Here is a 10,357-nt window from a genome sequence, read left to right on the forward strand (position 1 = left end):
CCCGAAGCCGTTACGGCCTGAACGGCGAACTGCTCGACGCACAGCTGAACGTCCTCCGGGATGCCCGACACGTGGCGCGCTCCCTGTTCGAGCACGTCCGCCCGGTGCTGGAGGAGCAGGGGGAAGAGCTCATGGTCGAATCCCTGCTCCGCCAGACCCTCATCCGGGGAACCGGCTGCAACCGGCAGCGCGCCGTCTACGCACGGACGGGAAGTTTCGCCGAAGTGGTGTCCGACGCCGTCTCACTCACGAATAGCGCCAACATTTCCAACCGGAGGTGGCAGCAGGCGAAGTCGCCGTGTTTCCAGTTGAGAGGCGATGAACTGTACCGGGCCTGAGACGCATGACTGGGTTGGGCCCTAGCGATTCAGTCCGTTCGGAGTCTGGTTGATTTCAAGGTCGGCAATAACGGGCAGATGATCGGACGAATCAGAGTCGATCACCTCCGCAGACAACGGCTGGATTTGGCCCTTCGTCAGGATGTAGTCGATCCGGCGGTTCGGGTTCTCCACGGGGTAGGTGAAGTCGTCGGGCTGGCCGAGTACCTCGAAAACATCGCTGAACTGGCTGAGGACGGTCTCCATTTCCGGTGTGCCGGGTACTGCATTCAGATCGCCGACCAGGACTGCAGGCCTGTCCATCTCCTCGCTGATGGCGAGGATCTCCTTCATCTGTGACTGGCGCTGTTCACTGCGCTGATGATCGAGGTGCGTGTTGTAGAAGCTGATGTGGTTGCCCTCGACGTTGATGACCGTTTCCAGCAGGCCACGCTGCTCGGTCGGCCGGACCTCGTACTCGATGTTGGTGAGCAGATGGTTTTCGGAACTGAGGATCGGGTACTCGCTCAGGACGGCGGTACCGTACTGGCGTCGCTCGGTCTGCCCTGCTGCCGGATCGCGGTCAAGGTTGGCTGCGTACGCATAGTGCATGCCCAACCGCTCAGCCAGCCAGGCGGCCTGGTCCTGGAAGTCGCTGCGGGAAGACCAGTGGTTGTCGACTTCCTGCAGCCCGATAACGTCAGCACCGGAATCCTCGATGACCCCGGCAATACGCTCCAGATCCAGGTTGTCCGCAGGATCAGCGCCGTGGTGGGTGTTGAAGGACATGACGCGGACGCTGGTGGCATCCGGCGCCGCGGCTGCGGGGGCGGCGCCCGCCCCTACAGCCAGCACGGCGGCAGCGCAGACAGACATCAGTTTCTTGAACACAGGTTTACCTCCAGAGCGATTCGCGCTTGTCCGGTCCGGACAGCGGGCGCTCGCCGGCTTGGTGCGGAGCGCCTGTCGCGACGCTACGGGTCCCAGGTGACGCAGCGTCGTCGTGCGTGGAAAGAACCAGTGAATGAGGAGTGCTGACCGCTACGCAGCGAGCTTCGCGTAGACCACGTAATTGTCGTTGAAGGTGCCGGTGACCGGATCGTAGCCGTCACAGGTGATCAGGCGGAGCTCGGGCCCTTCAGTGTTTCCGTACACAGCCTGCGTGGGAAAGGCATGCTTTGAGTACTGTTCTCCGCGTTCGACGGCGAACACCGCCACAGTGCCGTCCTCCCGCGAAATTTCAATTGGGTCGCCCGGATTGAGCTGCTTGATCCAGGCGAAAACACCCGGGCCGCCGTCACTGGCGTTGACGTGTCCGAGGAAAATGGACGGTCCGGGTTCACCCGGCGTGGGGGAGTTCCGGTACCAGGACGCAGGCGCACCGGGATGTCCGGGCGGTACTTCCAGTGAGCCGTCCGGTTGAAGTCCAAGGTAGAGAAGCCCCGACTGAACCCCATGCGCGGGCATCGACAGCGTCTGGGGGAGCGATCGGCCAAACACTCTGGGTTGTGGTTCGGCAGGTTCAGAGGGTTTTGAAGATGACGCTCCCTGAGGTGCGGGTTCCGCCTTCACCGGTTCAGACGCTGCCGGCTGTGCAGGCTCTCCAGACTCCTCAGGCAGAGTGGAGGGCACCGGTACCGGCGGCGTCGACTGGTCCTTCTTCGCAGCGGGGGACGACGGCGCCGCGACCGTGAACGTGGGTTGGGGCCCAGCGGCATCCGAAGGGCTGGGCGCAGCGCAGCCCGTGAGCAGCAGCAGGGGGACCGTTGCGGCAGCCAGCAGGCTCCCGCAACGGTCCCTGAGACGGCTAGTCATGTGGAGAAAAGTATCCGATCACTCGACGCTTCCGACGACCTGCCTGTCATGCCGCCCGACGACGGACCACGTACGTTCCGCCCGCCGCCAAGGCCAGCACCAGGCCGCCGCCGAGCGCCAGGGCTGCCGTGTTGTCCGTCTGCGTCACCTCGACGCCGGTGGCAGCGCCGCCGGTTGGCGTCATGGTGACCTGCTGTGTGGTGGACGTAGCCATTCCGAAGTTGGCGTTCTCGCATCCCACCCCGTCAGAGTCGCTGTCAAGGTCCGGGCTGTACCGCGAGTCAGTACTAGGAATGTTGTACACGCCGGCCAACGCTGCCGCATCGCAGTTCGGGAACGGTACCGCCGAGGCTGGCGCCGCCGAAAGTGTTACGAGACCTGCCGCTGCTGCTACTGCCAGTCCTGCTGTTGTCTTGTTCATGGTTTCCCCTTTGTGTAGACACCGCGGGTGATGAGACGCGGATCACATGAGATTAGACAGCCGGCTTATGAGTCGTCAAGGTTATCCACATTTTTGTCCAAGGAACGCATTAGCTACCTCGGATGTGCTAGCCGGCTCTCGATACGATGGGGGTACAACACTCGTACCGGGGGACGCTCCATGAATTTTTCGCCACTGCCTTCTGCCCAAAATCGCGATTCGCCGCAGGGCAGACGCACCGCCAGGACGTCAACGTTGATTGTCGGAGGGTTCGGCCTGTTTCTGATCGCACTCGGTCTGATCACGAGCGGTATAGGCGGCGCGCTCATCCTGGCAGCCATTCTGGCGTTGTTCACCGGTCTCTACACGGTGCTCACCGGACGCGGATCGTGGGCACGTCTGGCGGGACGCAGGTCAGGGTCCATCGTCACGGCAGCCAGTGTTGCCGCCGTCGTCGTGGGTGGAGCACTGATGCCGCCCACCGTGGCCACCGTCCCAACAGCAACTGCTGAGCAGACAGAGACCGCCGCAGAACCGACGGCAACAGCAACGGCAACGGCCACCAGACCGGCGGTTCCCACCCCATCACCGACGCCAAGCCCGTCCCCTTCCGCCGACGTTGCTCCCGTTGATGACGACGACGTTGTGGAAGCACAGGGCGATCCGGCTGCACCGCAGGACCAGCCGGAATACGGCGTCAAGGCACTCGCCCTGCTTGAGACGCTCCCGATCAAGGGCCGCGCACCGAAAACCGGGTACGACAGAGACCAGTTCGGCCAGGCATGGCTGGACGTCGACCGCAACGGGTGCGATACCCGCAACGACATGCTCAACCGGGATCTTCACGACATCGTCCATGCCAACTCGGTTCCGTGCAAGGTACAGGCCGGCACCCTGGACGATCCCTATACCGGAACCACCATCCCGTTCCTCCGCGGGCAGAACACCAGCAGCGACGTCCAGATCGATCACGTGGTTGCGCTCGCCGACGCCTGGCAGAAGGGTGCACAGCAGCTCACCTTCGAACAGCGCGTAGCCTTCGCGAATGATCCGCTGAACCTCCAGGCAACGGACGGCCCCACCAACCAGCAGAAAGGCGCAGGCGACGCCGCAACCTGGCGCCCGCCGAACCGGTCCTTCCGCTGTGAATACGTTGCGCGGCAGATCTCCGTGAAGGCTACCTACAGTCTCTGGGTCACCCAGGCCGAGCACGATGCGATGGCACGCATCCTGTCGAACTGCGCGGACACGATGGCGCCGACCAACCAGTCTGCGCCCGAGCCGGAACCCGCGCGCACACCCGCCCCGGCACCGGCACCGGTGCCAGCGCCGGCACCTGCGCCCGCCCCGGCACCTGCGCCCGCCCCTGCACCCGCACCAGCGCCTGCTCCTGCGCCAGCGCCTGCTCCGGCACCCGCTCCTGCGCCTGCACCCGCAGCCGTCTATTACCCCAACTGCTCAGCGGCACGCGCGGCCGGCGCTGCTCCGGTGTACGCCACGCAGCCAGGCTACGGACGTCATCTCGACAGGGACGGCGACGGTGTCGGCTGCGAATAGCCCGGTCGACCGACCGAACGCCGCGGCCGAATCTAGCGCCGGAGCCCACGCCAAGCGGGGGTCTATAGGTCGATAGAAACGGTGCAGGCTCTGCAGGCATTGACTGCAATGAATGCAGTGCCTGCACTCCGTCGGAAGCAACATAGGCGCTTTCCGTCCACATCGAAGGGCCGCGCGGCTACTGTGTAACCACTGACGGCGTTTCGGGGGAAGCAGGAGGCAGATGGATCCGGATTCCGCCTATGATCGGCTCATCAACCAGTGCCTCGATGAATACGCTGCCACCCAGCACCAGAAGCGGGCCGCAGCCAGTGCCATCCAGGACGCTATTGCCGCACGCCTCGACGACGACGGCCTGAACTACCACGCGATCGAACACCGGGTGAAGGATCACCAGTCCCTCGAACAGAAGCTCCGACGCCGCAATCCCGACGGAAGCCTCAAATACGCGGACGGGTTGAGCGGAATCGACGACATCATCGGAGCGCGGGTGATCACCTTCCTCCAGCTCGACGTGGAGCGGGCCATCACCGCCCTGCGCAACTCCTTCGAAGTGATCGCACACGTGGACAAGACCGCTGAACAGCGTGAGAAGGGCGAGTTCGGGTACTCAGGCCAGCACCTGGTGCTGAGAATCAGCGAAGACGCCGCGCCGAACGGATGCCGTCACCACATCGGCGAACGCTTCGAAGTGCAGTTCCGCACCATCCTGCAACACGCCTGGGCGGAATTCGAGCATGACATCCGCTACAAGAGTGCCGGCCCCGTGCCGCCCGAGGTCAACCGCGCCTTCACCCTCCCCTCCGGCCTCATTGAGCTTGCCGACAACCAGTTCAGCACCATCAGCAACGTGGTCGCCGCAGAGAAAGCCAACCCTGACGAATCAACCAGACTCCTCCCCGAGGACCTGACCGGCGAAGCGCTGGAACGCATTCTCGAACACTCCCTGCCGAACAACCCGCGCAGCCGCATCGAACAATACGAATGGCTGCGCGAGCTGCTGGAAACCCACGGCATCACCACCGTGGCCCAGGCATCCGAGCTGATGGGGTCCGCTGACTGGGAGGGCATCGCCCGGAGGATCCAGTACAAGTTCGCGCCGGGCCACGTCCGCGCCGCCGATGACCTGCTGCTGGTCCGCTACGGCCAGGAACATATCGACAGGACGCAGACCCTTGGCCATGACCGCAACCGGCTCGGGAAACTGAATCACCGGCTCCGCAGACTGCGAGACGAGCCCGGCCCCCAACGCTGAGTGCTCACGGGCTGAATGCACCCAGCACGGCGGCGGAAGGCGCTATTCGTCCGTTAGCTGAGCTCTCAGCGAGGTGACACCTCAGGCACCCACGACCCGCTGCTGCTGCTCGCCCAGGCCGTCGATGCCGATGGTCATGGTGTCGCCAGCGGTGAGATAGGGGAACCGGCCTGAGAGCGCAACGCCCTGCGGAGTGCCGGTGTTGACCACGTCGCCCGGATCCAGCGCCATGTACTGGGAGAGGTCGCGAATAATCTCGGCGACGCTGAAAACCATGTCCGCCGTCGTCGAATCCTGTCGCGACTCACCGTTGACACTGGAATACAGGCGCAGCGCCTGCGGATCCGCGACATCCTCCGCCGGCACCAGGGAAGGACCCATCGGGTTGAAGGTGGGTGCGCACTTGCCCTTTGACCACTGGCCGCCGGAATGCGCAATCTGGTAGTCCCGTTCGGAGACATCGTTGCTGATGGTGTAGCCCGCGACGCACTCCAGTGCCTCCTCGGCGCTCGACAGATAGGAGGCCCGCTTCCCGATGACGACGGCGAGCTCCACCTCCCAGTCCACCTTCTGCGCGCCTGGCGGAATGACGACGTCGTCGTTCGGTCCAACCACCGTGTTGGGATGCTTGAAGAAGATGATGGGAGCCTTGGGCGGAAGATCACCGGTTTCCGCGGCGTGCGCCGCGTAGTTCATGCCCACACAGACGACGGCGCCGATTCCGCTGAGCGGAGCGCCCACTCTCAGTGATGCAGCGTCCTCAAGCTCTGGCAGCTCGTCCGCGGCGAGCGCTTCGCGGACCCGCCCTGCACCGCCGTCGGCCAGGAAGGCGCCGGTGATGTCCGCGGTGAGTCCGCGCAGGTCGTAGGTGGTGCCGTCGTGACGGACAGCGGGGATTTCCCGGCCGTGCTCGCCCAGTCGCATCAATTCCATGTCAGGTCTCCTTTGTGTTCTGTGGTGGGGGTGTATGCCCGGGCGCCAACAACTAACAGCTAGCGCCGCAGGAGCAGGCTGTGCATGCCGCCGTCAACGGACAGCGAGGTGCCGGACGTGGAACCGTTGGCCGGGTCGGCGAGGAACAGAATCGACGCCGCCACCTCGTCCGCCGAGACCAGCCGTCCGTGCGGCTGACGGGCCTCAAGCGCCTGCCGTTCGGCGGCAGGATCCTCGGCAGCGTCGAGCAGCCGGGAAACCCAGGGGGTGTCCGCCGTGCCGGGATTGACGCAGTTCACCCGGATGCCTTCAGCCAAATGGTCGGCAGCCATGGCACGGGTCAGCGCCGCGACGGCTCCCTTGCTCGCCGAGTACAGCGCACGCTGGGGAAGACCATGCGTTGCGGCGACCGACGCAGTGTTCACGATCGCCGGGCAGCCGGACTCGCGCAGGTGCGGCAGGGCAGCCCGGGACACCCTGGCGATTCCGACAACATTGATGTTGAGCACCCGCAGCCACTCGTCGTCGTCGTTGTCCGCGACGCTTCCGGCCGCACCGACACCCGCGTTATTGACGACGACGTCGATCCCGCCCAGCTCCTGTGCTGCCGCGGCCACGGCCCCGTCAACCGACGCAGGATCACCGACGTCGCAGGTGAACCCCGCAACCCCCTCCGGCAGGCCCTCGGGCCGCAGGTCGAGCACCGCCACCCGCGCACCGCGGGCGATCAGGGCGGAGGTCACGGCGGCGCCGATTCCGGAGGCACCGCCGGTTACCAGGGCGCGCACGCCCGCAAAAGATTCCATCGTCAACATCCTTGTCAGTCTGGGAGAGGTGGAGAGGTCAGCAGAGTTTGGCCGGCGGGGGGACCCTGAGATCGGAGTCTTCCTGGGAGAACGCCTCTGCGAAGCGGTGGTAGGCGCCGATGAGGTGCCGGTGCATGGCTTCCTCTGCCGCATCCGGGTCGCACGCAGCGATCGCGTCCACAATCCCGCGGTGTTCCTCCACGGTGGTGGTTCCCTGGTAATCCGCCGGGTGCAGCCGGAAAAGGTGCAGGTGGCAGTGGGTTGCCCGGTAGGCGTGCAGGGCAAACTCGTTGCTGCTGGCGGAGAGGATGCGGTCATGGAACACCGTGTCGTGGGCTACGAGCTGGTGACGAACGTTGCCCTCGTGGACGGTGCCGGACTCGAATTCATCGAGGGACGCCCGCAGGGTCCTCGCCGGGTTGATGAGACGGTTCACCGCCGCCGCACGTGCCGCCCACGGCTCCACGAGCAGGCGGAACTCAAACAGTTCCCGCAGTTCCGCCGTGTCCAGGAGCGCCGTGGTGCGGTACCCCTTGCCCGGCGTCTTGACGATGAGCCGGTCACCCTCAAGCTGGCTGAGGGCTTCACGGATGGGTGTCTGGGAAACACCGAGTTCCCGGGCCAGCGCGTCAATGTTGATCTTGCCGTCCGGCGGCAACTGCAGGTCGAGGATCTTGGCGCGCAGGATCCCGTAGACGTCTGTCCCTGACCGTCCCCGGGGTTCGGCGTCCCGCACCGCGGCATCAGTCATTGCGCACGCGCCATGTCTGTGCGCTTCTGCGCCAGGATGTACTGCAGCTGGCTGCCGATCCCGAACCGCCAGGGCTCCAGGTCCTCCGTCGGTGCCACCATGTTGGTCAGTGTACCGAGCCGTTCGCTGCGGATCTCCACGACGTCGCCCGTCTTGTGGGTGAAGCCCATGCCGGGGGCGTCCCGGTCCTCGTTCGGTGCGAACAGTGTTCCGGTAAACAGCACAAACCCATCCGGATACTGATGGTGGGTTCCATAGGCCGCGCCGACAAGCTCCTCGAAGGGACGGCTGAGCCGCTCGACGCTGTTGGTTCCGTTCAGGGTGTACCCGTCGGTCCCGGTCACGGTGAGGCGGATGGTTTCCCGGCGGGCGTCGTCGAGCGTGTAGGAGCCGTTGAACAGCCGCACAAAAGGACCGAGCGCAGCCGAGCCGTTGTTGTCCTTCGCCATTCCGAGGAGCAGCGCGCTGCGGCCCTCCACATCACGGAGGTTGACGTCGTTACCCAGGGTGCAGCCACGGACGCGGCCGGTGCTGTCCACCACGAGCACCAGCTCGGGTTCGGGGTTGTTCCAGGAGGAGAAGGACGGGATGCCGATGCGCGCCCCGGTGCCCACGGCGGACAGGACGGGAGCCTTGCTGAAGACCTCGGGATCCGGGCCGATTCCGACCTCCAGGTACTGCGACCAGAACCCCTCGCGGACCAGCACCTCCTTGACGCGGGCTGCCTCCGGTGACCCCGGACGCACGCCGGCGAGGCTGCCGCCCAGGGCTTCATACACCTGTGCGCGCATCTGCTCGGCGAGCGTGAAATCACCCGCGCAGCGTTCCTCGATCACCCGTTCGATCATGCTGTCCACAAAGGTGACTCCGCAGGCCTTCACCGCCTGCAGGTCCACCGGCGCCAGCAGGTGGGGCACGCCGCCGTCGTCCGTTACGGCATCGGCAACGCTGGCGAGATCCCACCGCCGTACGGCGGAAGAACGGGCGTCCTCCAGCAGCGCGGCCGGGTTCTCCCCATTGAGCAGTTCGGAGACGGTGGCTGCGTGGTCAAACAGGTCCACCAGGGTGTCCCCGTCCACCAGGACGGGACGGGGACCGCCGGTTTCCGGGTCCCACAGGCGCCCGACCAGCAGAGCCTGGTCGGCGTCGTCGGGCAGCAGGGTACTTATTGAAGCGGTCATCGTGTACCCTCCCCGGAAACGGACTGTGCTTCCTCAAACCGGCCGTCCACCCGGCGGCGGATGCCCCACGGGTTGGCCTCCTGCAGTGCCGGCGGCAGCGACTGGTCGGGCACGTCCTGGTAGGCGACAGGGCGGGTGAAGCGGCCGACGGCGGCAGTTCCCACCGACGTCGTCCCTGGTGCCGTGGTGGCGGGGTAGGGTCCGCCATGCTGCTGCGCGTAGGACACCGTGACTCCGGTGGGCCAGCCGTTCCACAGTACGCGGCCCGCGATGCCGGTCAGGGTGTCGAGCAGGTCGCCGGCCTGATCGGCGTCATCCGCGTGGATGGTGGCGGTGAGCTGGCCCTCCATGAGCCCGGCCAGCCCCGGAAGTTCCTCCGGACTGGTGTAGCGGACCACCACTGTCGCCGGGCCGAACATCTCCTGCCGCAGGATCTCCGGATCCGCCTGGACCGCCGCAGCATCGGTGAGCAGGACGGTGGGAGAGGGGACCTCGTCGTTAGATCCGGAAATGAGCGTGTTCACGCCGTCGGTGCCGGCGAGACCGTCGCGCGCCTGGCCGAAGGAGTCCCGGAGCCCCGGGGTGAGCAGCTTCCCGAGCGGCGCCTTCTCTAGGGCGGGGCTGAGGGCGCCGCGCAGCTGCTCCTCGGTGGCCGAATCCGGGACGAACAGCACGCCCGGCTTGGTGCAGAACTGCCCCATGCCCATGGTGAACGAGCCGGCGTAACCGGCCAGGATGTCCGCGGACCGTGAGGACCAGGCCTCAGGAAGGACAAACACCGGGTTGATGCTGCCGAGCTCCCCGTAGAAGGGGATTGGCTCGGGCCGGGCGGATGCGCGGTTGAAGAGGGCGCGGCCGCCGGCGGTGGAGCCCGTGAACCCGATGGCCTTCACCAGCGGGTGGTCAACCAGCGCCTCAGCTGCCTCCCGCCCGTCCACGACGGCGAAGAGACCCTCCGGTGCGCCGGCGTTCCGCAGCGCCTCCACCACAATCTCCGCGGTGCGCAGGGCCAGCGTCCTGTGGCCGCTGTGCATCTTGTGCAGGACGGCGCAGCCGGCGGCCAGGGCGGAGGCGGAATCTCCGCCCATCACGCTGAACGCGAAGGGGAAGTTGGAGGCGCCAAACACCCCGACAACCCCGAGGGGCACGTTGACCCGCCGGATATCGGGGCGCGGGCCCATGCCCCACTCAGGATCCGCGTGGTCGATCACGGCATCCAGTACGACGCCGGTGCGCACCTCGTCGGCGAAAAGCTCCAGCTGGAAAGCGGATCGCTTCAGTTCGCCCTGCAGGCGGGCCTCGGCGAGGTGCGTGTCAGCCA

Annotated in this window: 10 protein-coding genes and 1 pseudogene; 3 read left to right on the plus strand and 8 right to left on the minus strand. The window is 66.0% G+C overall.

Annotated features, from left to right (window positions below; translation table 11 throughout):
* Positions 1-338, plus strand: a pseudogene (locus tag X803_RS20165) (hypothetical protein); the annotation flags it as partial.
* A gap of 21 nt (positions 339-359) precedes the next feature.
* Here the strand turns inward: X803_RS20165 and X803_RS0113805 are convergent.
* From X803_RS0113805 to X803_RS0113815, 3 genes are all read right to left on the minus strand, one after another.
* On the minus strand, positions 360-1,208 hold the full coding sequence (locus X803_RS0113805) for an endonuclease/exonuclease/phosphatase family protein (RefSeq protein WP_026545577.1): 849 nt from the start codon (positions 1,206-1,208) through the stop codon (positions 360-362).
* Between the two features lie 150 nt (positions 1,209-1,358).
* Positions 1,359-1,784: a sortase domain-containing protein gene (locus X803_RS22860; protein WP_253907479.1), complete on the minus strand. Its 426-nt coding sequence runs from the start codon at positions 1,782-1,784 to the stop codon at positions 1,359-1,361.
* A gap of 394 nt (positions 1,785-2,178) precedes the next feature.
* The gene (locus X803_RS0113815; RefSeq protein ID WP_026545578.1) at positions 2,179-2,553 is read right to left on the minus strand and encodes an excalibur calcium-binding domain-containing protein; all 375 of its coding nucleotides are present in this window, start codon (positions 2,551-2,553) and stop codon (positions 2,179-2,181) included.
* Between the two features lie 180 nt (positions 2,554-2,733).
* Here X803_RS0113815 and X803_RS0113820 point away from each other — a divergent pair, with 180 nt between their 5' ends.
* Both X803_RS0113820 and X803_RS20175 read left to right on the plus strand, forming a co-directional pair.
* Positions 2,734-4,110: a GmrSD restriction endonuclease domain-containing protein gene (locus tag X803_RS0113820; protein WP_084033779.1), complete on the plus strand. Its 1,377-nt coding sequence runs from the start codon at positions 2,734-2,736 to the stop codon at positions 4,108-4,110.
* A 223-nt stretch (positions 4,111-4,333) separates the two neighbouring features.
* On the plus strand, positions 4,334-5,365 hold the full coding sequence (locus X803_RS20175) for a GTP pyrophosphokinase (RefSeq protein ID WP_051470768.1): 1,032 nt from the start codon (positions 4,334-4,336) through the stop codon (positions 5,363-5,365).
* A gap of 81 nt (positions 5,366-5,446) precedes the next feature.
* Here the strand turns inward: X803_RS20175 and X803_RS0113830 are convergent, their stop codons facing one another.
* The 5 genes from X803_RS0113830 to X803_RS20180 all read right to left on the minus strand — a co-directional run.
* Positions 5,447-6,298, minus strand: a complete 852-nt coding sequence (locus X803_RS0113830) for a fumarylacetoacetate hydrolase family protein (protein WP_026545580.1) — start codon at positions 6,296-6,298, stop codon at positions 5,447-5,449.
* Positions 6,299-6,357: 59 nt separating this feature from the next.
* Positions 6,358-7,104 (minus strand): SDR family NAD(P)-dependent oxidoreductase, encoded by a 747-nt coding sequence (locus X803_RS0113835; protein ID WP_026545581.1) that lies wholly within the window; start codon positions 7,102-7,104, stop codon positions 6,358-6,360.
* Between the two features lie 37 nt (positions 7,105-7,141).
* Entirely contained in the window at positions 7,142-7,855 is a 714-nt protein-coding gene (locus X803_RS0113840) for a GntR family transcriptional regulator (RefSeq protein WP_026545582.1), read from the minus strand.
* Positions 7,852-9,036, minus strand: a complete 1,185-nt coding sequence (locus tag X803_RS0113845) for a fumarylacetoacetate hydrolase family protein (protein ID WP_026545583.1) — start codon at positions 9,034-9,036, stop codon at positions 7,852-7,854. Before X803_RS0113845 ends, X803_RS0113840 begins: the two co-directional genes overlap by 4 nt.
* Positions 9,033-10,357, minus strand: a 1,325-nt coding sequence (locus X803_RS20180; RefSeq protein ID WP_035779140.1) for an aldehyde dehydrogenase (NADP(+)), incomplete at its 5' end; no start/stop codon positions are given. The genes X803_RS0113845 and X803_RS20180, both read right to left, overlap by 4 nt.

Origin of the sequence: Arthrobacter sp. 35/47 (assembly GCF_000520475.1) — a bacterium.
Lineage (GTDB): Bacteria > Actinomycetota > Actinomycetes > Actinomycetales > Micrococcaceae > Arthrobacter_D > Arthrobacter_D subterraneus.